The 22,670-nt window shown below is 46.4% G+C and carries 21 protein-coding genes and 1 pseudogene; 16 read left to right on the plus strand and 6 right to left on the minus strand.

From position 1 onward, the window contains the following. The first annotated feature begins 14 nt into the window (after positions 1–14). From B5F87_RS01245 to B5F87_RS01275, 7 genes are all read left to right on the plus strand, one after another. On the plus strand, positions 15–677 hold the full coding sequence (locus B5F87_RS01245; protein ID WP_087275535.1) for a response regulator transcription factor: 663 nt from the start codon (positions 15–17) through the stop codon (positions 675–677). Positions 678–767: 90 nt separating this feature from the next. Then, positions 768–1,721 carry a HAMP domain-containing sensor histidine kinase gene (locus B5F87_RS01250; RefSeq protein WP_087275537.1) on the plus strand — a complete coding sequence of 318 codons (954 nt, stop codon included), beginning with the start codon at positions 768–770 and terminating at the stop codon, positions 1,719–1,721. Positions 1,722–1,814: 93 nt separating this feature from the next. Next, complete coding sequence (locus B5F87_RS01255; protein ID WP_087275539.1) at positions 1,815–2,483, plus strand: ABC transporter ATP-binding protein; 669 nt, start codon at positions 1,815–1,817, stop codon at positions 2,481–2,483. 9 nt (positions 2,484–2,492) lie between these two features. Next, positions 2,493–5,054 carry an ABC transporter permease gene (locus tag B5F87_RS01260; protein WP_087275541.1) on the plus strand — a complete coding sequence of 854 codons (2,562 nt, stop codon included), beginning with the start codon at positions 2,493–2,495 and terminating at the stop codon, positions 5,052–5,054. 129 nt (positions 5,055–5,183) lie between these two features. Beyond that, entirely contained in the window at positions 5,184–6,086 is a 903-nt protein-coding gene (locus tag B5F87_RS01265) for a GHKL domain-containing protein (protein ID WP_087275543.1), read from the plus strand. An 18-nt stretch (positions 6,087–6,104) separates the two neighbouring features. Beyond that, complete coding sequence (locus B5F87_RS01270) at positions 6,105–6,836, plus strand: LytTR family DNA-binding domain-containing protein (protein ID WP_087275545.1); 732 nt, start codon at positions 6,105–6,107, stop codon at positions 6,834–6,836. 147 nt (positions 6,837–6,983) lie between these two features. Then, positions 6,984–7,298 (plus strand): TipAS antibiotic-recognition domain-containing protein, encoded by a 315-nt coding sequence (locus tag B5F87_RS01275; RefSeq protein ID WP_087275547.1) that lies wholly within the window; start codon positions 6,984–6,986, stop codon positions 7,296–7,298. 65 nt (positions 7,299–7,363) lie between these two features. Here B5F87_RS01275 and B5F87_RS01280 read toward each other — a convergent pair whose 3' ends face one another. The 4 genes from B5F87_RS01280 to hcp form a co-directional block, all read right to left on the minus strand. Then, a complete protein-coding gene (locus tag B5F87_RS01280) occupies positions 7,364–7,633 on the minus strand; it encodes a Txe/YoeB family addiction module toxin (protein WP_087275549.1) in 270 nt (89 codons plus the stop codon). Next, a complete protein-coding gene (locus B5F87_RS01285; RefSeq protein ID WP_087275551.1) occupies positions 7,626–7,895 on the minus strand; it encodes a type II toxin-antitoxin system RelB/DinJ family antitoxin in 270 nt (89 codons plus the stop codon). The genes B5F87_RS01280 and B5F87_RS01285 overlap by 8 nt, the downstream gene beginning before the upstream one ends. 368 nt (positions 7,896–8,263) lie before the next feature. Continuing rightward, on the minus strand, positions 8,264–9,070 hold the full coding sequence (locus tag B5F87_RS01290) for an MmcQ/YjbR family DNA-binding protein (RefSeq protein ID WP_158096911.1): 807 nt from the start codon (positions 9,068–9,070) through the stop codon (positions 8,264–8,266). A 244-nt stretch (positions 9,071–9,314) separates the two neighbouring features. Beyond that, positions 9,315–10,982 carry a hydroxylamine reductase gene (gene hcp, locus B5F87_RS01295; protein WP_204246026.1) on the minus strand — a complete coding sequence of 556 codons (1,668 nt, stop codon included), beginning with the start codon at positions 10,980–10,982 and terminating at the stop codon, positions 9,315–9,317. Positions 10,983–11,203: 221 nt separating this feature from the next. Between hcp and B5F87_RS01300 the strand changes: the two genes are divergently transcribed. The 4 genes and pseudogenes from B5F87_RS01300 to B5F87_RS01315 all read left to right on the plus strand — a co-directional run bounded on the left by B5F87_RS01300 (position 11,204) and on the right by B5F87_RS01315 (position 15,919). Beyond that, positions 11,204–11,896, plus strand: coding sequence for a response regulator transcription factor (locus B5F87_RS01300; RefSeq protein WP_087275555.1), 693 nt, complete (start codon positions 11,204–11,206; stop codon positions 11,894–11,896). Positions 11,897–12,481: 585 nt separating this feature from the next. Beyond that, positions 12,482–12,871: pseudogene (locus B5F87_RS21330) on the plus strand (ATP-binding protein); the annotation flags it as partial. Positions 12,872–13,016: 145 nt separating this feature from the next. Then, on the plus strand, positions 13,017–13,781 hold the full coding sequence (locus B5F87_RS01310; RefSeq protein ID WP_087275558.1) for an ABC transporter ATP-binding protein: 765 nt from the start codon (positions 13,017–13,019) through the stop codon (positions 13,779–13,781). Next, positions 13,778–15,919: an ABC transporter permease gene (locus B5F87_RS01315; RefSeq protein WP_087275560.1), complete on the plus strand. Its 2,142-nt coding sequence runs from the start codon at positions 13,778–13,780 to the stop codon at positions 15,917–15,919. Before B5F87_RS01310 ends, B5F87_RS01315 begins: the two co-directional genes overlap by 4 nt. A gap of 47 nt (positions 15,920–15,966) precedes the next feature. Here the strand turns inward: B5F87_RS01315 and B5F87_RS01320 are convergent, their stop codons facing one another. Then, positions 15,967–16,716: a 4Fe-4S binding protein gene (locus B5F87_RS01320; protein WP_087275562.1), complete on the minus strand. Its 750-nt coding sequence runs from the start codon at positions 16,714–16,716 to the stop codon at positions 15,967–15,969. A 960-nt stretch (positions 16,717–17,676) separates the two neighbouring features. Between B5F87_RS01320 and B5F87_RS01325 the strand changes: the two genes are divergently transcribed. The 5 genes from B5F87_RS01325 to B5F87_RS01345 all read left to right on the plus strand — a co-directional run bounded on the left by B5F87_RS01325 (position 17,677) and on the right by B5F87_RS01345 (position 20,745). Further along, positions 17,677–18,339: a Crp/Fnr family transcriptional regulator gene (locus tag B5F87_RS01325; protein WP_343215699.1), complete on the plus strand. Its 663-nt coding sequence runs from the start codon at positions 17,677–17,679 to the stop codon at positions 18,337–18,339. Between the two features lie 73 nt (positions 18,340–18,412). After that, the gene (locus B5F87_RS01330) at positions 18,413–18,790 is read left to right on the plus strand and encodes a DUF5655 domain-containing protein (RefSeq protein ID WP_087275565.1); all 378 of its coding nucleotides are present in this window, start codon (positions 18,413–18,415) and stop codon (positions 18,788–18,790) included. Positions 18,791–18,806: 16 nt separating this feature from the next. Beyond that, positions 18,807–19,592, plus strand: coding sequence for a class I SAM-dependent methyltransferase (locus B5F87_RS01335; protein ID WP_087276147.1), 786 nt, complete (start codon positions 18,807–18,809; stop codon positions 19,590–19,592). 251 nt (positions 19,593–19,843) lie between these two features. Beyond that, positions 19,844–20,359, plus strand: coding sequence for a DNA topology modulation protein FlaR (locus B5F87_RS01340; protein WP_087275568.1), 516 nt, complete (start codon positions 19,844–19,846; stop codon positions 20,357–20,359). A gap of 68 nt (positions 20,360–20,427) precedes the next feature. After that, positions 20,428–20,745, plus strand: a complete 318-nt coding sequence (locus B5F87_RS01345; RefSeq protein WP_087275571.1) for a hypothetical protein — start codon at positions 20,428–20,430, stop codon at positions 20,743–20,745. Between the two features lie 455 nt (positions 20,746–21,200). Here the strand turns inward: B5F87_RS01345 and B5F87_RS01350 are convergent, their stop codons facing one another. Beyond that, positions 21,201–22,193, minus strand: coding sequence for an MFS transporter (locus tag B5F87_RS01350; protein WP_343215700.1), 993 nt, complete (start codon positions 22,191–22,193; stop codon positions 21,201–21,203). Positions 22,194–22,670: the final 477 nt, after the last annotated feature.

Here is a 22,670-nt window from a genome sequence, read left to right on the forward strand (position 1 = left end):
GGTCGCCGAAAGAAATGAAAACAATCCTCATTGTTGAAGACGATAAGAAACTGAATGACGGGATTAAGCTGGCTCTGCGGAATGAGTTTCGCTGTCTGCAAGCTTTTTCGCTCCGGTCGGCTTCGGACATATATAAAGAGCAGTCCGCAGATCTTATCATACTGGATGTGAATCTGCCGGATGGAAATGGCATGGACTTTTTGACGGAGATTCGGAAGACGGACGATGTGCCGATCATACTGCTGACCGCCAATAAGATGGAGATGGATATTGTATCCGGATTGGAGCTGGGCGCCAATGACTATATCACGAAACCGTTCAGTCTGATGGTTCTGCGGGCCAGAGTCGGCGTACAGCTGAGAGATCGAAAGAATTCATCGGGCGTGTACAAAATCGATGAGTTTAGTTTTGATTTTGGCAAAATGGAGTTCATGAGAGGGAGCGACATCCTGGAACTGAGTAAAACGGAGCAGAGGCTGCTGAGATGCCTGCTGGAAAACAGGGGGAAGAATATGAGCCGGAGTCAGCTGATTGATTACATCTGGCAGGGCGATACGGAATATGTGGAGGAACATGCTCTCACCGTTGTGGTGAACCGGCTTCGGAATAAGCTTGGCAGTCAGCCCGAATGTATAAAGACGGTGTACGGAGTGGGATATAAATGGGTGAGAAACTGATTATCAGAATCATCCAGAATAACCAGAAGAATTTAGAATAACTAGAATAATCCAGAATAATCCAGAATAACCAGAAGAATCGGAGAAGGTATGAATGAGAATGTTGTAATCACTGTGCTGGCAGCCGTAATTTTGTTTTTGATCTGCGGTCTGGCGGGCGTAATCATTTACTTTACAAGGCGGGAAAAGAAATTTGCCGGAAGCATGGAAGACATGCTGGAAGATGCGGTTTCAGGAAGATTTCAGGAGAAGCATCTGGATGAATCCCGTATGTCTGTGATTGAAAATAATATGTGGCGGTATCTTTGCGACCATGAACGGAAGATCAGCAGGATGACGAAAGAACGGGAGCAGATGCAGGAACAGATCTCGGATATTTCCCATCAGGCAGTCATCCCTATCTCGAACATTATGCTGTATTCACAGCTGCTGGAAGAGTGGACGGAGACGCAGAGTCCGGAGGACAGACAAAATATCAGGGATGCACTGACGGCCATCGGCGAACAGGCGGAAACACTGGATTTTTTGATTGAATCTCTGGTGAAACTATCCCGGCTGGAGACGGGAATCATCCGGGTCAATGTCAGAAGACAGCCGCTGCAGGCTGTTCTGGATGCGGTCAGAAATCAGTTCCAGGCCATAGCGGCTAGGAAAGAGATACGATTGGAAGTGACCGACACCGATGAGATGGCCGCCTTCGATCTGAAGTGGACTATTGAGGCGGTGGCCAATATTGTAGATAACGCCATCAAATACACGCCCCGGGGTGGAAATGTGACGGTGCGCGTGCAGTCGTATCCTTCGCTGGTCAGAATGGACATCGCGGATAACGGGCCGGGGATACCGGAGGCGGAACAGGCGAAGGTATTCTTAAGATTTTATCGTTCTGAGACGGTGAGCGACAGCCCCGGCGTCGGCATTGGTCTTTATCTCGCAAGGAAGGTTATGCGAGCGCAAAATGGATATATCAAACTCTCTTCAAAGATCAATGAGGGCAGTATATTTTCCCTGTTCTTCATGAAAGAGGAAATGTCTCAAAAGTGAGAGATTGTGGAGACTGGTTTGTGATAATCATATGGTATAGTCTGTATAGAAAACATACAGGCTATATTTTTTTATTAGGGGGGAAAAAACGCGATGAATATTTTAGAGATAAAAGACCTGAGGAAGATATACGGCGCCGGCGAGACGCAGGTGAGGGCGCTGGACGGCATTAATCTCACGGTGGAACGGGGAGAATTTGTGGCGATCGTCGGCTCGTCGGGAAGCGGAAAAACGACGTTTTTGAATATGGTCGGAGGGCTGGATGTGCCCACCGGCGGCGAGATTATCGTGGATCAGAAAAAAATTCAGGAATTGTCCGATGATGAGCTGACGGTGTTCCGCCGCAGAAAGATTGGATTTATTTTCCAGCAGTATAATTTAATTCAGATGCTCAGCGTCTGGGAAAATATTATTCTGCCGCTGAAGCTGGATGGCAGAAAAGTGGACGAAAAGTATGTACTGGAAGTCACGCAGCTGCTGGGCATTGATAAGAAATTAAAATGTCTTCCCAATCAGCTTTCAGGTGGACAGCAGCAGAGGGTAGCCATCGCGAGGGCGCTGGCAACGAAACCGGCGCTGGTTTTGGCCGACGAGCCCACGGGGAATCTCGACTCCAGGACCAGCCAGGACGTGTTGGGGCTGTTGAAAATCACCGGCAGTAGATTCAATCAGACGATCATCACGATCACGCACAATGAAGAAATCGCGCAGCTGGCGGACCGGATTCTGAGAATAGAAGACGGGCAGCTGGTCACAAGGTAGGTGAGGCGGATGTTTGGGGATGGAAAAGATATCAGACTGCATAAACATTTCATAAGGAATTACAAGAAAAATACGCTGGCCGTTTTTTTCAGTTTTGCTTTGACATTTATGCTGTTGACGGTGCTGCTGACTTTGCTGCACACCAATCACAAAATAGAAAATGTACAATTGAAAGCGGAGTTTACCCCGTCGGACTGCTATGTGGACGGGCTGTCTCAGGCGCAGGTTGATCTGCTGCGAAAAGACCCGGACATTCAGTGGACGGCGCTGCAGCAGGGTACGTATGACCTTTACAAATGTAATGAACAAAATGTATTTCTCACAAGAAATGATGATGCAGCAATTACAATGATGGCGAAGCTGACGGAGGGCAGGCTGCCGCAGCAATCCGGAGAAATCGCGGCGGAAAGATGGGTGCTCCTGAATCTCGGCATCGAGCCCGTCATCAATCAGAAAATTTTTATCACGGATGAGGAGACAGGGGAGGAGAAGAGATTTGTCCTGACAGGAATTTTGTCGGATATCTACGGAAATAAAAAATACGGAACATTAAATCTCTATACTGCCATGGACGCAGGCAGCACAGATTCGTATCTTATTTACATGGGATTTCAGGATTCCGTGAATTACGAAAGCAAAGTTGAAGAATTGAGAGAAGTGCTGGGAGTCGGCAGAAACCAGATAAAAGAATGTCCGGCAAGAGAAAATCTGCGAGAGTTATATCTGATGGATGCAGGGCTTGTGAGCGTACTCTTATTGATCTGCATGGTTGTGTTTTATGGCGTCTACCGCATCACCGTGCTGTCGAGAACGCAGCAGTATGGAATACTGAGAGCCATCGGCATGAAAAGAGGACAGCTTTGTAAAATGCTGCTGCTGGAATTATTTGATATTTACCGGATCAGTGTTCCGGTGGGGATACTGTGTGGCATTTTCGCCGCCTGGCTGGTCATGCTCGCATCGGGCGACAGAGATTTGGAAGTGTATCTTTTGGGCGAGGCGGTGCGTTTCCGGCTGGTGATACCGGTATGGCCGATTCTTCTGTGCGTTGTCATTACATTTGCTCTGATCAGCGTAATCGGATATCGATTCGGAAGAAAGGTTACGGCCAATTCGGTCATCGATACCATATCGGGAAAAGAAACAGAGAGCGGAAAGCGGCTTTTCCCAATCCGCCAGAAAGACAGCAAAACGGGAACCTTATTCCGGCTGAGCTGCAAGTACATTTTCAGAGACTTAAAAACAAGCGGTTTCGCCGTGCTGACCATCTGCCTCGGAGTCACGTTGTTCACAGGACTGGCTTACCGGGCAAAAACTCTGGAATTATATCGGGAAGATACGAAGGAAATGTACTATTTGAATGGGGAGTACGCGCTGACCATGCTGCATTTTAATAATGTGGAAGAGGGAATCTCGAGAGAAAATGCACAGAAAATCAGGAATCTGGAAGGAATACGGTCCGTGAAAACCAGCTCGGGCTTCCCGATTCGTGTCGTTGACGAAGGTGATGTGCAAAGAAACGATGCGTACTACGATGAGTACAATGAAAGATTGAAAGAGATATATGGATACGGCAAAAGCGGATACGATGGAACCAATCAGGTTTATCAGTCCATGCTGCTGGGATACAATGCGGAGGCACTCAACGCCCTGCAAAAATATGTGATCGAGGGCGAGTTCGCCCCGGATGATCTGGAGGACGATGAGGTGATTCTGTCAGTGCTCCGCATGGGCGACACTCAAAATAATGATCTGCCCGGATATTACAAAGAAGGCACGCCTCTGATGGACTACCACCCGGGCGATGAGATTACTGTAAAATACCGAAAGGATCTGCAGACAAGCTCCGGCAACTATGAGGCGCTCAAAGACCACGATGCGGAGTACATTTATAAGACTTACAAGGTGAAAGCAATCGTATCCTTTCCGTATATGTTTGAGTGCAACAGAACCATGTATCCGCTGCTGATCACCAGCGACCGGTACATACAGCAAATGTCGCCGGAAAGTGGGATTCAGTGCATGTATTGTGACGGAGACACAGGCCTGACGACGCGGCAGCAGAATATTCTCGAACAGCAGCTCATCCGAATCGGCAGTCAGGATTCCAACATATCAACCCGCAGCCTCATCGCGGAGATAGAGCAGAATGAAATGTTTTATCACAAGCAGATGGTATATATTTATGGTATATCAGCCATTACATTTATACTGGTCATGATAAATGTAATGAACAACTTCAGATACCGGATGCAAAAACGAACAAGGGAGATCTGTATGCTGCGCGCCGTCGGCATGAGCGTGGCAATGACCAGAAAAATCATGCTGTTTGAAAATGTGATACTGGGAGCGGCGGCTGTTCTGGCAGCCTTCCTGCTTTCCCACCCGGTGCTGAGATACCTGTACCGTATATCAGATATGCGGGCGTTCGGTCAAGGATTCCATTTCGCCTACGCGGAATTTGCCCTGGTGGCAGCGTGCGTGCTGGCAATCTGCGTGGTTCTTTCCTTTGGAATACTGAAATCCTGGAAGACAAGGAAGATCACGGAAGGGATAGGGAGGTTTGAATAAAAAAGTACTTTGACATAGCAAAACCTGTTTTTATTCAATGGGAAAAATCATCTTTTACAATATTCCAACATCTGTTATACTGGAAAATGCAGTTCAGACTGTAAGTTTTATTCTAAGGGGAAGAAAATTATGAGTTTGGCATTTCGTCTGTTTTCGGTGGGCTATACATTTTCTTTTACTGCTTTTGCGTTGTTTGTGCTGGCCGTGGGTATTCTGGGAAGAAAAATCCGGTGGGGCTATCTGGCGGTGTTCTGGGGCTGTTCCTTTGCGGCGCCGGATGCGGGCTACGCCATGTTTTTCTTCGCGCTGATCGTAGCAGGGTTGTTTTTGATGCAGTTTACCGCCATGTATGTGGCGGGTCAGGACAGGATCAAGGCGCAGGAGGAGACCATTCTGCAGCAGCAGGCTCACATGGCTCTGCTGGAAGAACTGCAGCAGGAAATCCGGGCGTTTCGTCATGATGTCACCAATCTGTTTTCCGGACTGACCCTCCAGGCGCAGGAAGGAGATCTGGCAGGGATTCAGGAGTTTATGAAGAAGACCAGCAGTTATTTTGATGAGAAGCTGGGCAGTGAGATTGCACAGATGGACGGTCTTAATAACGTCGGCATGTATCCGCTGCGAAGTCTTCTGACCACGAAGCTGGCAAAGATGCGGCAGGAAAATGTACGGGCGGTGCTGGAGGTGCTCCATCCCGTGCGTGAAGAGCAGAGTATGGACGTGAATGATCTGCTGCGGTGCGTGGGGATTCTGCTGGATAACGCTGTGGAAGCGGCCGCCGGTCAGGATGGTCTGGTGAGGATTGTGCTGCTTCAGGAAGAGAAGGAACTGTATCTGGCTATCGCCAATAATTATGACGCAGCGCCGAATCTGTCGGCGCTGACCCGAAAAGGCTACACGACGAAGGGCAAGGGTCACGGCACCGGCCTTTCCAGCTACCGTAAGATTGTAAGCCGGTATAAAGGGTGCGCCACGCGCACGTATCTGAAAGATGATATGTTTGTGCAGGAGCTGCATATTCCTGCGGTGTAGAAATATAAGGAGAAAACAATGATACCTGTATACATTTGTGATGATGAAGAGCCGGTTCGGGAGAAGCTTACGCATATTGTGTCACAGCAGATTATGATTCTTGACAATGATATGGGGCCGGTTCATGCGGTGGATGATCCGGAGATTCTTCTGGCGAGGCAGAAGGAAAATGCTGTGCCGGCCATTTATTTTCTGGATATTGACTTTCCGGGCAGAATCAGCGGGCTGGAGCTGGCACAGAAACTGCGGCAGTATGACCCGCGGGGATTTATCGTATTTATCACCGCTCACGGAGACCTGGCATTTGAGACCTTCCGCCTGCGGCTGGAGGCTCTGGACTATATTGTAAAAGGAGACACGGACTCAATGACCCTTCGGGTGCAGAAATGTCTTGAAAGCATCCGGGAGAGGATGGAAGCCCAGCGGCCCGGGCAGGGAAATTACTGTACCATAAAGATTCTCGACACTGTGCGGCATATTCCCGTGGACAGCATCCTTTACTTTGAAGCTGTGGGACGCCGGCATACTCTTCAGCTGCATCTGGACGAAGAACTGCTGGAATTCAACAGCAGTCTGGATCATTTTGCAGAGGAGTTGGGAGAGAATTTCTGGCGCTGCCACCGGAGCTTTCTGGTCAACCGCTCCCGCATCCGGGCAGTGCATCTGAAAGAGCAGCTGGTGGAACTTGACAACGGTGAGACCTGCCTGCTGTCCCGCAAAGCAAAAAGTGAATATCAGAAAAAGAATTGAGCGAGCTGCCTGCGAAAAGATTTTCGCGGCGGCTTTTTTCGTGGTTGTGGTAACCGTTGGCGAAGTGAAAAAGACCGTTGGCGAAAGAATCGGTCGCATACTCCTTTGATTTGATATACTCAGGGCAACAAAACGGAGGAAAGGAAAATGATGACCATGAAGAAGGAGCGTCTGGAAAAACTGATCGCCTTTGCCCGTGGAATAAAATTTACAGGAGTGAGTACAATGGATTTTTCAGTATTTGATACAAAGCAGATTGACGAATACGCCAGGCAGGCCAGGGAAATGTGGGGAGGAACTCCCGAATACAGAGAATTTGAAGCAAACGCAGAGAAACGGACCAAAGACTCTGAACAGGAGATTATGCAGAATTTTATGCAGCTCTTTGCAGAGTTTGGCGAGATGAAAGGACACAGCCCGGAGGAACAGGAGGTTCAGGAGCAGGTAAAGAAATTGCAGTAAATAATAAAGCGGCCATAAGCCTTTGTTATAATGGGCTTTATGGCCGCAGTTCTGTGTTGAGTTAATTATTTATCTCCGTAATGTCCCCTGCAATGAGCAATGTAGATGCGTCCGTTTTCTATATGATAGACCAGACGATCTTTGTCATTAATTCTGCGACTGTATTCACCCTGCAAATCACCAGTGAGGGGTTCGGGTTTTCCAATTCCGTTCATACAGCCGTTTCGTTCAATGTCTTTTATAAGCTGATTAATACGTTTGAGTGTTTTTTTATCCTGAGTTTGCCAATAGAGGTAATCCTTCCAGGCGTCCTCTGACCAGATTTTTTCACTCATTATCCACCTCAATCAGTTCATGTGGGGAACCTTTCCCTTCTCGCAATTCCTGAACAGACTTTTTAACATAAGCCATATTTTTTTCAGAAAAAAATGGGTCGGGTGCCTGTGCGATTTCAAAAGGAATACGTTTCTCACGTAAAACTGCTTTTACAAAGAGGTTGATGGCGGTCGAAGTATTCAATCCGACATTGGAGCAAAAAGCATCGAAATCAGCTTTATCTTTTTGATCTACCCTTGCGGTTAAAGTTGTCAATGCCATAGAAACATCTCCTTTCTGTGTTCTGATTGAATACATTATAACACTATTGTGTTCTGATAGCAAGTAATTGTAATATAGAATATCCAAAAACAATGCAATTAAAAAACAGAAGAAAAAACATTGACATTACAGGGTAAAAACGTTTATAATGATTCTCACAAAAGTTTTAAATTGGCAGATCCATAAGTTTTCATCGGAGGGCTGACCGCCGCAGCGGTACGGCGGAATGAGATTCCGCTCAGTCAGAGAAGATGTCGGGTGCGCTCGGTTATTTGGAAAATAACCGGGCGTTTTTTTATTCAATTAGAGTATCCGGCGTCAGCTACGGAATCTGAAAAAAGAAAGTAGCGCAGTCTGAAAAACGCATATCATAATAACATCTCTATTTCTTTAATAAGAGTCTGCGGTATACTTCGCGGTCCCCGGACCGCATAGATGCCGTGCTCTTTCAACTTGTCCCGGCCTATGGCGCCGCGCGGGTAGGTTTCCAGCAGCTGGAGTCTCATGGCCCGTTTCATCCGTATGTTTTTGTTTCCGGACTGCCGGGGAATGTCCACCTCCAGCGCGCGGCATTTAAACAGCAGAGAAGACACCGGAGCGGTGAGATAGATGTAAACAATATCGCCCACAAAAATGTTATTGCTCTGCTTCCAGAAAAACGGCTCGTCCGGATGTTCGGCGAGGGCTGTCTCAATGTCATAATATTTTGGATTGGCGGGAATAAGCCAGTCGGTATTATGAACGGCGGAAGTTTTTGCTTTGGCCTTTCTGGCAGTCAGCTCAAAGCTCATATCAAGGAATGTAAATATCTGTTCCACGTCCACAGTGCCGTCCAGCAAAATGGAGATCCAGTTCTCTTTATTCATATGGTAGGCCGGCAGAATGCCTGGCTGCATCCGCAGGGAGCCGGAGAGTACCGGATCACATTTTACATTTAAAATGTCCACATCCGGAGATGTCGGCAGATTTGCGCCGTCAGTGTCAATCCCCAGCCGCTTCCGGGGAACCTCCATGATAACCCCGTACCATTTGCGGTTGTCTGTATGACGCAGGACGGCATAACCGGGGCTTTTCGCCCAGGGATATTCCGGTATTGTGTTATATTCTCTGGCAGCGAAGGCAAAAACTTCCTCCCGGAGGGAAGAAGCTGCCGGCTGAAATGTATCGATGTACATGGGTATTTCTCCTAGATTTTTGTTATTTGAGTACATTTATTGTACTCTTTTTTTGATGAAAGAGAAACCCCGTTTCGGCAGCCGGCGGCGGAAATATAAGTAAAGTTCTGCTTAGAATAGCGGATAAACGTACACGCAAAGTTCTGTTTAGGACAGCGAATAAGCCTATACGCAAAGTTTCGTTTATAACAGCAAATAAGTCTATACGCAAAGCTTTACTCAGAACAGCGGACAGGCGTTTGTATTACGCTTCCGTTCCTAGAATCTGCGCCAGGTCCGCCTCCGGTGTAGTCGTTGGATGGATATTGTAGTTCCCCACAAGGAAATTCAGTACATTCGGGGACAGAAAAGCCGGTAAGGTAGGGCCCAGGTAAATGTTTTTCAGTCCCAGGTGCAGGAGGGTCAGCAGGATACAGACGGCCTTCTGTTCATACCAGGAGAGTACCAGCGTCAGCGGGAGATCGTTAATGCCGCATCCGAAAGCGTCAGCCAGGGCGGCGGCCACTTTGATGGCACTGTAAGCGTCGTTGCACTGTCCCATATCCATGATCCGTGGCAGTCCGCCGATAGTACCCAGGTCAAGGTCGTTGAAGCGATATTTGCCACAGGCCAGGGTGAGAACGGCTGTGTCCGCAGGAGTCTGTCTGACAAAATCTGTGTAGTAGCTGCGCCCTTTTCTCATGCCGTCGCAACCGCCCACCAGGAAAATGTGCCGGAGGGCGCCGTCTTTTACGGCGTCAATCACCTTATCGGCCACAGATAACACGGCATTATGACCGAAACCGGTGGTAACGGCGCTGCCGCCGTTGATGCCGGTAAATGTTGTGTCTTCCGCGTAACCGCCCAGCTCCAGCGCCTTCTCGATGACAGGTGTGAAGTCTTTGTCTTCTCCGATGTGAGTGACGCCCGGATAGGAGACCACTTCGGTGGTGAAGACACGGTCAGCGTAGCTGGCTTTCGGCGACATCAGACAGTTGGTGGTAAACAGGACCGGAGCCGGGATATCGGCAAATTCCTTCTGCTGATTGTGCCAGGCGGTGCCGAAGTTGCCTTTCAAATGTGGATAGGCCTTCAGCTTTGGATAAGCGTGAGCAGGAAGCATTTCGCCGTTGGTGTAAATGTTGATGCCTTTGCCTTCTGTCTGTTTTAAGAGAAGTTCCAGATCTTTTAAATCATGACCGGTGATGACGATGAATGGGCCTTTTTCCACAGTGAGCGGCACGGTGGTCGGCGCCGGGTTGCCGTAGGTCTCCGTGTTGGCCCGGTCTAGGAGAGCCATACATTTCAGATTGATTTCCCCGACTTTCTGGACCAGGGGAAGAAGCTGCTCCATATTGTAGTCCTCGCCCACAGCGGCCAGTCCCTCATAGAAAAATGCGTTGACTTCATCGTCGGTATATCCGAGAACCATGGCATGATACGCGTATGCCGCCATGCCGCGCAGTCCAAATAAGATGAGGGATTTCAGAGAGCGGATATCTTCATCGGCGTTCCAGAGATTCTGCATATCGTAATCAGAGATTTTTACGCTGCTATCAGAAATGGCTGCATCGAAGGAGGAAGATGTATTGCCGGAAATCGCATTGCCGGTTTCTCCAGCAGTGCTGTTGTCATTCCTTTGTGCCAGCAGAAGCTGTTTCGCCCGGTGGACATTTTTTATCTGCTGTCGCAGCGTTTCCTCATTAAAGTTTACATTGGTGATGGTGGTAAAGAGACCTTCTATCATAACCCGGTGAGTATCGGAAGAAGGTATGGCGCGGCCTGCCGCGCGGGCCAGTCCGATCAGTGCGCCGGTAAGCTCATCCTGCAAATTGGCTGCGGCAGCATTTTTGCCGCACACTCCGGCGCCTCCGGTACAGCCGGTACACCCGGCGGTCTGTTCACATTGAAAACAAAACATTTGATTTGCCATAATATATCTCTCCTGTCTATTGTTAGTATGAAAGGGTTTTCTCATGTTTCGATTCAGATTATAGTATGAGAGATAAAAAGATTCGGTTGTTATAACAACAGAAATATAAGTTTTCGATACATTTCTTGCCATACTTTTTCAAATGAATTATTATAAAAACGTAGTGGCATTAAGCGAAAAATGAAAGAATGATTTAAAGTGACATACAGACGGAGGGAAAAATGTACCGCATTTTTATGATAGAAGATGACAAGGGAATTTTGGATGCAGTGAAAGACCGCTGTGCAAAATGGGAACTGGAGATGTTCGGTGTGGACAATTACCGCAATATCCTCACGGAATTTGTGGAACGCCAGCCGCATCTGGTTATCATGGATATCGGTCTGCCGGCCTTTGACGGCTACCACTGGTGTCGGGAGATTCGCCGTATATCCAACGTGCCAATCCTGTTTCTTTCTTCCGCGGCCGACAATATGAACCAGGTCATGGCCATGAACATGGGCGGCGATGACTTTATCGCAAAACCCTTTGACTACGATGTGCTCATCGCCAAAATCCAGGCGCTGCTGCGCCGGGCTTACGACTTTGCCGGGCATATGCCGGTGCTGGAATGCCGGGGCGCTTTCCTCAATCTGGAAAACAATACGCTCCAATATGGTGACGCAGTCATTGAACTGACCAAAAATGAACACCGGATTCTGTCTCTTCTCATGGAAAATAAAGGAGCCATCGTCAGTCGGGAGCGCCTCATGGACGCCCTGTGGGAGTCAGACTGCTATGTGGATGACAATACGCTGTCCGTCAACGTGAACCGCCTTCGGAAGAAGCTGGAAGCCAGTGGACTGGAGAATTTTATCGGAACAAAGTTTGGCGTGGGATATTTTATCCAGGAAGAAAAGGCCGATGGGAAATAGAGGGGAAAAGGAGGACCTAAAATGCAATTCACAGCACAATACCTCTGGGATCATAAATATATCATTCTGCTGGAAATCCTGTCTGCCGGCATCTTTGCCGGCGTTTTTTATCTGTATCATCTGCCGCTGATGGCGGTGTTGTATCCGGCGGCGCTCAGCGCATTGCTGTGGCTGTTGTTTGCCGGCGCAGCCGTCTGGAAAGCGTACCGGCAGCACAGGCGTCTGGAAGAAATGCAGTATGTAAGCGAGGAAAGTCTGCGGGAACTCTGTGAGGAAAACCGGGGATTAAAAGATAAAGATTACCAGCGTATCATTGTGAATCTCTGCCGGGAAAGGCAGCGGATGCAGGATGAGGCGGCGCAGGCCAGAGATGACGCTTTTCAGTATTATACTTTGTGGGTGCATCAGATCAAGACGCCCATTGCGTCCATGGGTCTGCAGCTTGGCACGGAAGATTCCGCCCTGGCGAGACGACTCCGGTCGGAGCTTCTTCATATTGAACAATATGTGGAGATGGTGCTCACTTATCTGAAAATGGGTTCGGAGAGTACAGATTATGTTTTTCGTGAGGTAAGCCTGGACAAAATGATTCGTGAGGCCATTCGCAAGTTCCGGGGCGATTTTATCATAAAGAAATTACGGCTTGTGTATGAGCCGGTGGAGAAGACTGTGGTTTCTGATGAGAAATGGCTTTCTTTTGTGGTGGAACAGATTCTGTCCAACGCCCTCAAATATACCAGGGAAGGTTCTGTCCGGATTTATATGGAAAGTCCCGAAACGCTCTGCATTGCCGACACGGGAATCGGCATCGCGCCGGAGGATATCCCGCGCATCTTTGAGAAGGGATTCACCGGCGGCAATGGCCGCGAGGATAAGCGGGCCAGCGGTATCGGGCTCTATCTCTGCCGGGAAATCTGCCGGCGGCTGGGGCACCGGATTGCCATAAGCTCTGTGGTGGACGAGGGGACAACGGTGCGGATTGATCTGGCGCCGCAAAGTCCGGTGGACGGGCAATTTCAAATCTTACAAAATGTTAGAAGTGCCGGGGAAAATGTAAGCCGAATCCATGGAATGCATTTTCCCTTTTTTGGTATGATGCTGTCAGAAGGAGGTATTATTTATGAGTATTCTGGAAGTAAAAGCATTGAAAAAAGTGTATACCACACGGTTCGGAGCCAATCAGGTGACGGCCCTCAAAAATGTGAATTTCTCTGTGAATCAGGGAGAGTTCGTGGCGATCATGGGCGAATCCGGCTCCGGAAAGACGACGCTTCTTAACATTCTGGCGGCTCTTGACAAACCCACCAGCGGTTCCGTGCTGTTAAACGGCAAGGATATCACGCAGATTTCCGAGAGCAGGCTGGCGCAGTTTCGCCGGGACAATCTGGGATTTGTGTTCCAGGATTTTAATCTGCTGGACACCTTTAGTCTGGAGGATAATATTTATCTTCCCCTGGTGCTGGCAAATGTACCGTACAAACAGATGGTAAAGCGGCTGCATCCCATCGCAAAAATGCTTGGTATCAAAGATTTACTGAAAAAGTATCCTTATGAAGTGTCCGGCGGGCAGAAACAGAGGGCAGCGGTGGCACGGGCGCTGATCACGGAGCCGAAGCTGATATTGGCCGACGAGCCCACGGGCGCCCTGGATTCCCGTTCATCGGAAGAACTTTTGCAGTTGTTTTCTGCGGTGAATCAGTCAGGACAGACAATCCTGATGGTGACCCATTCCACGGCGGCTGCCAGCAAGGCAAACCGGGTGCTGTTCATCAAGGACGGAGAAGTATTCCATCAGATTTACCGGGGTGAAGACAGCGATGAGCAGCTCTATCAGAAGATTTCGGACACCCTTACAATTCTCATGACCGGAGGTGAGGGACGATGAAAATGTGGCGGAGACAAGAAAGTAAAGACCAGCGTCCGGGCAGAAGCATTTATTTCCGGCTGGCCTGGACGGGAATCCGGAAAAACAGGCAGTTATATTATCCATATTTTGTGGCCGGCATGGCCATGGTCATGGTATTTTACATTTTCCGCTTCCTCGGCGCTTCTGAGGTGGTGGGAAGCCTGCCGGGCAAGGAGGTTCTGCCGGTACTGTTCGATGTGGGCGGCTGGGGAATCGGAGCGTTTTCTGTTCCGTTTTTGTTTTATACCAGCGCGGGACTCATTAAAAGCCGGAAAAAGGAACTGGGACTTTATAATATTCTCGGCATGAACAAAGGAAATCTCTTTCACATTTTGTTCTGGGAAACAGTGATTTCGTACATTATTGTCCTGGTCGGCGGCCTTTTTCTGGGCGTGGCTTTCTCCAAAGTGGCGGAGCTTGGTCTGGTTAATATCATGGATAAACAAGTCAATTACCGTATTTATATAGATGGGAAATCTGCCCTGACGGCGGCAGCGCTCTTTGCGGTCATTTATTTTCTTATTCTGATGAATTCCCTCTATCAGATTAACAAAAATAACCCCATCGAGCTTTTGCACGGCGGCTCCATGGGCGAACGGCCGCCGAAAAGCCGGAAGGTTCCGACAATGATCGGACTTCTGTTTCTGGCGGCAGCCTATGTCATTGTCATAAGGATGAAAAATCCTATAAAGACGGGAGAAGTGGCCGCAGCGGGCGCGCTTCTCATCGTCGGCACATTTTTACTGTTTATCTGCGCCTCGATTTTCCTGTGCCGGATCTTGCAGAATAATAAAAAATACTATTATAAGACGGCACATTTTGTCACCGTATCGACCATGTCCTTCCGTATGAAACGAAACGGCGCCAGTCTGGCGGCCATCTGTATTCTGGTAACGCTGATTCTCGCCATTTTGTCGTTTGCCGTCGCCTTTTACAGCGGTTCTATCGGCACGGTCAACAATCATTATCCGTACGATGCCGGCGTTTCTGTGGAGATTCCTGCAGCAAATGTTTCGGAAGAAATGACGTCGGGTTCTTATACGAAGGGGCTTCGCGCGGATCTGGAAAATGCAACGGAAAGCTACCAAAATAAGAAAGGAACAGAAATTTCAGAGGATTATTCTGCCAATCTCATGGCGGTGATGGAAAACGGCTGTCTGGATCTGCGCCTGGATATGCGGGATACCTGGTACACGCCCGGATATTTTACCGGCTGGGAGCAGGGCAGTCAGAAAATTGTCTATGTTCATGTGCTGTCGTTGGATGATTATAACCGTCTGTGCGGCACTTCCTATACGCTGGCACAGAATGAAGTTCTTCTGGCGTCAGAAGATATCAAATATGGGTCTGATCACATGATTTTTTATGGCGGGAAAGAGGTGAAAATAAAAGAACAGACCCGGAAAATCCCGGTGATGACAGGAGTGCGGCTGGATGGCATTGCACTGGATGTCTATAACTGCGATGAGATATACCTGGCTGTCCAGGATTTGTATTCCTTTATGGGAGGAAAGGAAGGTGCTGCGCGGTACAAAGAGGCAAATTATATGGCGTACCATTGGGAGTACGGCATCAACATCGACGACACAGACCAGGAAAAACAGACCATTTACGAGAAAATGAACGCTGCGGTTGAGAAACTGCCGGGACAATCGTATGATTCCTCGGATACTGTCTGCTACCTGAAAGCAGAACGGGGAGAGCGTTTCTACGGCCTGGCGGGCGGTCTCCTTTTCCTTGCCATCATCATGAACATTTTGTTTGTGTTTGTGACGGCATTGATCATGTATTATAAACAGATATCGGAAGGATACGAAGATCAGGCGCGGTTCACCATCATGCAGAAAATCGGCATGACGAAAACAGAAATCAAAAAGAGCATCCGTTCCCAGATGCTCACAGTATTCCTTCTGCCCCTGCTGGTGGCCGGTGTGCATTTTATTTTCACATCGAATATCATCTATATTCTTCTGAATTATTCTGTCATTGACAACCGGCCTCTCCTAAACAGGGTGATGCTGATATGTTACCTTATATTTGCGGTCATTTATTCCGCTGTGTACGGTCTGACCTCCCGGACTTACTACAAGATTGTAAATCGTACATCGGCGTCTTAAACCGCGGGATTCTTTTGCAAGTAGCAGGGTGGCGCTAAATCGCAGAACTATTCGCTGATAATCCTGCCGTCGGTGGAGATGACGACCACCTGCCACGGAATAAACTTATCGCTGTCTTTCAGCGCCTGCACGGCGGCGCGTTCCAAACCGCCGCAGCACGGCACTTCCATGCGGACGATAGTAACGCTTTTAATGTTATTTTCCCGGATGATGGCGGTGAGCTTTTCCGTATAATCCCCTTCATCCAACTTCGGACAGCCCACCAGCGTGATCCGGTTTCGGATGAAGCGGTTGTGGAAATCACCATAGGCGTAAGCGGTACAGTCCGCAGCAATGAGCAGATTGGCGCCGTCAAAATACGGAGCTTTTACCGGCACAAGTTTAATCTGCACCGGCCACTGGGATAGCTGACTGCCCGGATATCCGCCGGCCGGCCATTTGCTTTCTTTCACATTGGAGCCTGGACATCCGCCGGATGGTCGTTTGATCTCTTTTACATTAGAACCCGGGCATCCGCAGGGAAGCGGTGCTTCGGTCTGCTCGGCAGTTTTTCGGGCGGCGGCTTCCTGCGCTGCCTTCACTGCTTCCGCATCATATGCCGCCGCCTCCCGCTCTACAAAATGAATGGCATCCATAGGACAGGCCGGCAGGCAGTCGCCCAGACCATCACAGTAATCATCCCGGAGAAGCTTCGCTTTTCCGTCCACCATGCCGATGGCTCCCTCGTGACAGGCAGCGGCACAGGCACCACAGCCATTACATTTCTCTTCATCAATCTGAATAATTCTTCGTATCATTTCACTGGCCTCCTCGTAAAGACATATATTTAGTAATTATAGTGATTTCGTGTCATAAATGAAAGGAAAGAATATAATTTCCTGTTTGGAGTTGTTGTTGACAATCGCAGTATACTATATGGAAGGGGAATAGTCTGTTGTTTTTGCAACGGATAGATAGGTATTTATCGCTTTGAATCTATAAGTTTTGAAATTATCCGGGTGAAGATGAACAGACGGGATTTGTGGCTTTCTATGATACATACAAAGCCGCAAATCCCTGTCTTCTGCATTACCCGGATTATGGCAAAGTCAACGGATTCAAACCGACGAAATCTGTACCAGATTGGCTGGCTCGCCGGGATTGTCGGTGTCTATCCCGACTTTTTAATGATATGTGCAAAAATTGCAGCCATTCATCAGAGAGCAGAGTATAGTCGACATTATAAGGAACATAAATTACGATCAGAATCGTCATAGTCTATGAAATAACCGTTATATTCTGGCAGAAATCACGGTTTAAAATGCAAGAGTTTATGATGCAACCGTTTTTTATGGTGCAATCACGGTTAAAATTGCAACAGTCTGTAAAATAACCGTTTACTATGGTCAAAAATCACGGTTGAAATTACAATAGTTTGTGAAATAACCGTTTTACCAAAGTGAAAAGTACCGTTGAATTTTAATTTCCGACGATAGAACCGTTCAACAGTCAAAAATTGCCACAGCCCTCTACTTTGCCACGAAGGTACAGGATTCTTGTAAATCTCTATGCACGTAGACTGCCGCGTATTGCACAGAGATTTACAAATCCCCATTTGATAATGGAAATCCCCAAAGAAATTTGATATACTGAACAACAATAATCTGTTATGCCTGCCAGAGTAAAAACGTTTAGGAAAATAAACTTTGGATGCTGCGCTCATTCTGTCAGGCGCATGGCTGAATCGTTTTCTTAATATTTTATATTTGAGAGGAAAAATGATGGAACAATACATTTCAATGTTAGCGAAGACAAAGCTGTTTGCTGGTATCACGGAGAAGGAAATTGCAGCTATGATGGACTGCCTCTCCTCATTTATAAGGAGTTATGAGAAAGGAGACTGCATTTTTCAGAGAGGCAGTCGGATTACCAGTGTGGCGATGCTGCTGGAGGGGGCTGTCCATATTCAAAAAGAAGATTACTGGGGGAATCTGAGTATTTTGAGCGAAATCGTGGAAGGCGAGATTTTTGGAGAAGTATATGCCTGCCTGGACGGGGAGAAAATGCAGAACAATGCGGTGGCAGTCAAGCCAAGCACCGTGCTTTTTCTGGATATCAACCGGGTGCTGACCACCTGTCCTTCCGCCTGCGATTTTCATAGCCGGCTGATACAGAATCTGATTTCCATAATGGCGCAAAAGAATCTGATGTTGACCAGAAAGATTACACATATGTCTCAGCGGACCACCAGGGAGAAATTGTTGTCCTATTTGTCGGAGCAGTCCATGAAAGCGGGTAGTCCGGTTTTTGATATCCCTTTCAATCGGCAGCAAATGGCCGATTATCTCTCGGTGGACAGAAGTGCCATGTCCGGGGAACTGTGCCGGATGCGGGACGAAGGAATCCTAAAATTTAACAGGAATCATTTTGAGCTTCTTTAGGAAAGATTAATAAATTTTCTTGTTCTCACAGGAACGGTATAGTAAAATATAAATATATTGGGGAGGGAAGACAATGAACGAAGAAGTATTATATTTTTTTGACAAACATCCGGAAGCCCTGCCGCTCTACGAGACATTTGAGGGCAAAGTCAAAGCTATAGTCAGCGACGTTCGCATCAAAGTACAGAAAACGCAGATTTCTTTTTATAATAAGCATATGTTTGCCTGCGTTTCCTTTGCCAGGGTGCGGAAAAAGAAAGACTGCCCGGAGAACTTTATAGTCGTGACCATCAGTCTCAGCCATAAGCTGGAATCGCCGAGGGTAGATATCGCCACAGAGCCATACCCGAACCGATGGACTCACCATCTGCTCATATCTGACGTGGCAGAAATCAATGAAGAATTGATGGACTGGGTGGAAGAAGCGGCGGAATTTGCGGAGAGAAAGTAAAGAGTCGGGGAAAGATATGAATATCATCAATAAAAATATAGATGCAGGAAAAGCCTTTGACTGGGGAAGAACTTCGTCAGATTATGCCAGGTTCCGGGATATTTATCCGCAGGAATTTTACGATAGGATTCTTCAGAGGAATTTATGTATCAGTGGTCAGAAAGTACTTGATCTTGGTACAGGGACCGGAGTTCTTCCAAGAAATATGTATCCATATGGAGCAAAATGGACAGGGACAGATATTTCTGACAATCAGATCGCCCAGGCACGGCGGCTGTCAGAAGGAATGGATATTCAATATGTAGTCTGTGCTGCGGAAGAAATTGATTTTCCGAATCAATCCTTTGATGTGATAACAGCCTGTCAATGTTTCTGGTATTTTGACCATGAACGAATTCTGCCGAAACTTTCCCGTATGCTAAAAGATGGCGGAAGCCTGCTGTTGTTGTATATGGCATGGCTGCCATACGAGGACGCCATAGCAGAATCCAGTGAGAAACTGGTTTTAAAATACAATCCGGATTGGAGCGGTGCGGGAGAGACCATTCATGCCATTGACATACCAGACTGCTGCAATAAAAAATTTCAACTGATTTATCATGACGAATATCCGATAAAGGTACATTTTACCCGTGAGAGCTGGCATGGGCGCATGAAAGCCTGCCGGGGCATTGGTGCATCTCTCCCAGATAAAGAAATAGCCATGTGGGAGAAGGAACATAAGAGGCTGCTGGCAGAAATAGCTCCGGAAGAATTTGATGTGCTGCACTATGGGGCGATGGCAGAGTTGAAAAAGATATGAGAAAGATTTTGTGGAGATACCATAAAATCACGGAATGAATATATGACGATACATTCCAATAAAGCTCTTGAAGTGAATAAACAGGTATGGTATATTGATAAAAGAAGAAAACATTAGTATACAAAACTGAATCAAATCAGAATATGTAACCATTGTCATCACCCTCCTTTCTTTTGTCTGGAGGGTGTTTTACTGCCCTCCGAAAGCTGGAGGGTAAGCTGCCAGCAAATGTAGCAAAAGGAATATCGCTTATGAGATTAGATATCATCGGGTCTGTTGCCAGTGGTAAGACTACCCTTGCCAGGAAACTGTCGGCACAATATCAGATACCATTTTATGAAAAAGATAATATTGTCTGGGAGCGGACACCGGATGGAGATAAAAGGAGAAATCCGGAAGAAAGGGATAAAATGTTCCGTCAGATATTGGTACAGGAGCATTGGATTGTGGAAGGCTCACCCCGGGATATTTTGCAGGAAAGCTTTGCCTGTTGTGATTACATTATTTTGTTGGATATCAATACATTTACCAGATTGTTCCGTGTATTTCGCAGATGGTTAAGACAGAGAATGGGTAAAGAAAATTATAATTCCAGGCCAACTCTTCGATTTCTGTATGCGAATATTCTATGGGTGGCAGAATTTAATCGAAAACGCACACAAATCATATCATCCCTCTCTGCTTATGGTGAGAAATTGAAAAGATTTACAGATGAAGAGGCTGTGTTGGATTTTGTTGCGGAAAAATACGAAAAAAGTGAAAAATGATTCTTTAAGATATTTACATGGCATCTGAAAAAATTAAAGGGAAAGATGTCAGAATGGAGAGATGAAATATGGAGATTTCTAAACGTGACTGGAAACTTTATCGTGAGAAGATAGCCCAATGGCAGGAAAATTATATGGATCGTTTGAACAAAGAGTATATTGAATTACTCAGTTCAAAAGAGGGGAATCCGTCTGACAGATTTTGGGAGCTGGAGAAAAGAATTAAACAGGACAGAAGACATCCCGGGGTAATTCTTGAACGGAAAAAATCAAGAGCTTTTTTTGATATTGTTAATCTTATAAGGTTAAATGTAATAACTATCGATGATCTGGAAGATTATAGTGAGGAACTGCAGGAAGCCGTTAAGGAGATAATTGCGAGATAAGGAAGAGCTATTTCGGTGAATAATATGGCAAAGGGCATATCACAGGTATGGCTCTCGTTGATTATGAAACGAGAGCCAAAACTATCTGCTTATTGCAATAAAATATATTTGCAATGTAAATAGTATAGCAGAAATAATATAGTAGAAATAAGATAGCAGATATGCTTAGTCATATACTTAAATATCAACATTCATTTAATTCCTGAATTTTTTTGCTGCGCAGAGACAAAATACTCATGGCGAAGCCACAGATTCCTGTGCATAAAAACATAACAGCCATGCCGCTGCCTGCACCATTTCCCACAAGCATTTCTAAAAAAGACACAATATCTGCGTCAGAGCGCATAAATGGCTCAAATATATAATCGGCTAAGTATCCTCCCAAAAGAATACCAAAAGGAATCGTGCTGTATTGGATAGCATTTCTTACAGCAAATACTCTTCCTTGCATTTTTTCAGGGATTTTTTTGTAGAGTATGACATTTTGTTCTGCTGTAATAAACGGAATTGGTAAGCTTGCGGCAAAAGCGGCAAATGACCAGAAAAATACATTTCTGCCAATTGCCAAGCAAAAAGGATACTGCAGCAGAAATATAGATCATATTTGCTTTTTTCCTGCTTTCTTTTTTTACAGAAACAAGCAGGCCGCCAATTATTCCACCGATGCCCATGCAGGCATTTACGATTCCCAACACAACGTTATTTCCGGAACTTCTTGATAAAATCATAGGGGATAATATATTTTCATAAGTCAGCCGGGAAAAAAAGTTTATCACTGCCATGGTAAGCATGATATGCAAAATCCCGGTTTCATTTTTCAAAAAATGAAATCCAACCTTTATTCCTGCAAATGGAGATGTGAACTTCTCCCTTATGATCTGTTCCGGTATATGGATTAAGAATAGCAGAACACAAAAGGCTATGGCAAAACTCAGTAAATCAAACAGCAAGATCAGCGGCAGACCACCTGCTGAGAAGAGAACAGCCGCCAGCACTGGACTGAATACAACGATCAAATTGCTGGAAAAAGAGTTCATTCCGCTTACATTAGCCAGTTTATTTTTTGGTACAATTCTGGCTATTGCCACAGCAGATGCCGGCTGTTGAAATGCCGTAGTCATTCCGACAACAGCATTAAAAATATAAATGTGCCTTGCTGCGAGAGTTCCTGTCATTGAAAACGCCAGAATAAGCAGTGAAGCCAGTGCTGCGATACTGTCTGCAACAAGCATAACAGTTTTTTTACGGTGGCTGTCAACAAACGCACCGACAAATATACTTATCAAAATGTATGGTACATAGTTGCAAAATGACATGATCGAAACCGAAAGGGCCGAACCTGTTTGCTCGTATGTCCATAAAATGAGAGCAAATGCAGTCATGGAACTTCCAAGCTGCGAAATACTTTGACTTACCCATAAAACTATGTATCTTTTAAAATTTTCCATTGAATTTTCTCCAATCTGATTCTTGATTTTTCAGAATTGAATTGTACAAAATCCAATGTTCGGCGAAAATTAACTCTGTACAAATGTCGCCTTATCATCAGATTTTGTACAGAGTTGATTGCTTAAATCGATTATTCTATGACATAAACATAGCATTTTAACACCTCCCCATGCTGTGTTTTCTATTATACGACTATTTCCCAGCCTGCTCAATCCTCTTTTTCGCCAACTGCCTGAACAGGTTGGCAGTTTCTTCGTCCATCGGCGCCGGCTGTCCGATTTGTCAGGATGTTCCGAAGAACTGTCATTATTTCGTGCGAAATTTCCTTCTTTCCTTTGCAGCATTTTTCTCTCAAAAGAATTATAATAAGAATATCTGCCGGAAAATGTAATGTACAGTATTAAAATATAGTATACAATATTAAAATACAGCAAGAAAATTTCCGGAGAGCAGATAAAAACAGATTGTAAAAACAA

This window comes from Eubacterium sp. An3, assembly GCF_002159465.1.
Classification (GTDB): domain Bacteria; phylum Bacillota; class Clostridia; order Lachnospirales; family Lachnospiraceae; genus Anaerobutyricum; species Anaerobutyricum stercoris.

Excerpts from the sequence above, each read along its gene's own strand:
- B5F87_RS01245 (WP_087275535.1), top strand. The coding sequence starts at position 15 with ATGAAAACAATCCTCATTGTTGAAGACGATAAGAAACTGAATGACGGG.
- B5F87_RS01250 (WP_087275537.1), top strand. The coding sequence starts at position 768 with ATGAATGAGAATGTTGTAATCACTGTGCTGGCAGCCGTAATTTTGTTT.
- B5F87_RS01255 (WP_087275539.1), top strand. The coding sequence starts at position 1,815 with ATGAATATTTTAGAGATAAAAGACCTGAGGAAGATATACGGCGCCGGC.
- B5F87_RS01260 (WP_087275541.1), top strand. The coding sequence starts at position 2,493 with ATGTTTGGGGATGGAAAAGATATCAGACTGCATAAACATTTCATAAGG.
- B5F87_RS01265 (WP_087275543.1), top strand. The coding sequence starts at position 5,184 with ATGAGTTTGGCATTTCGTCTGTTTTCGGTGGGCTATACATTTTCTTTT.
- B5F87_RS01270 (WP_087275545.1), top strand. The coding sequence starts at position 6,105 with ATGATACCTGTATACATTTGTGATGATGAAGAGCCGGTTCGGGAGAAG.
- B5F87_RS01275 (WP_087275547.1), top strand. The coding sequence starts at position 6,984 with ATGATGACCATGAAGAAGGAGCGTCTGGAAAAACTGATCGCCTTTGCC.
- B5F87_RS01280 (WP_087275549.1), bottom strand. The coding sequence starts at position 7,633 with ATGAGTGAAAAAATCTGGTCAGAGGACGCCTGGAAGGATTACCTCTAT.
- B5F87_RS01285 (WP_087275551.1), bottom strand. The coding sequence starts at position 7,895 with ATGGCATTGACAACTTTAACCGCAAGGGTAGATCAAAAAGATAAAGCT.
- B5F87_RS01290 (WP_158096911.1), bottom strand. The coding sequence starts at position 9,070 with ATGTACATCGATACATTTCAGCCGGCAGCTTCTTCCCTCCGGGAGGAA.
- hcp (WP_204246026.1), bottom strand. The coding sequence starts at position 10,982 with ATGGCAAATCAAATGTTTTGTTTTCAATGTGAACAGACCGCCGGGTGT.
- B5F87_RS01300 (WP_087275555.1), top strand. The coding sequence starts at position 11,204 with ATGTACCGCATTTTTATGATAGAAGATGACAAGGGAATTTTGGATGCA.
- B5F87_RS01310 (WP_087275558.1), top strand. The coding sequence starts at position 13,017 with ATGAGTATTCTGGAAGTAAAAGCATTGAAAAAAGTGTATACCACACGG.
- B5F87_RS01315 (WP_087275560.1), top strand. The coding sequence starts at position 13,778 with ATGAAAATGTGGCGGAGACAAGAAAGTAAAGACCAGCGTCCGGGCAGA.
- B5F87_RS01320 (WP_087275562.1), bottom strand. The coding sequence starts at position 16,716 with ATGATACGAAGAATTATTCAGATTGATGAAGAGAAATGTAATGGCTGT.
- B5F87_RS01325 (WP_343215699.1), top strand. The coding sequence starts at position 17,677 with ATGATGGAACAATACATTTCAATGTTAGCGAAGACAAAGCTGTTTGCT.
- B5F87_RS01330 (WP_087275565.1), top strand. The coding sequence starts at position 18,413 with ATGAACGAAGAAGTATTATATTTTTTTGACAAACATCCGGAAGCCCTG.
- B5F87_RS01335 (WP_087276147.1), top strand. The coding sequence starts at position 18,807 with ATGAATATCATCAATAAAAATATAGATGCAGGAAAAGCCTTTGACTGG.
- B5F87_RS01340 (WP_087275568.1), top strand. The coding sequence starts at position 19,844 with ATGAGATTAGATATCATCGGGTCTGTTGCCAGTGGTAAGACTACCCTT.
- B5F87_RS01345 (WP_087275571.1), top strand. The coding sequence starts at position 20,428 with ATGGAGATTTCTAAACGTGACTGGAAACTTTATCGTGAGAAGATAGCC.
- B5F87_RS01350 (WP_343215700.1), bottom strand. The coding sequence starts at position 22,193 with ATGGAAAATTTTAAAAGATACATAGTTTTATGGGTAAGTCAAAGTATT.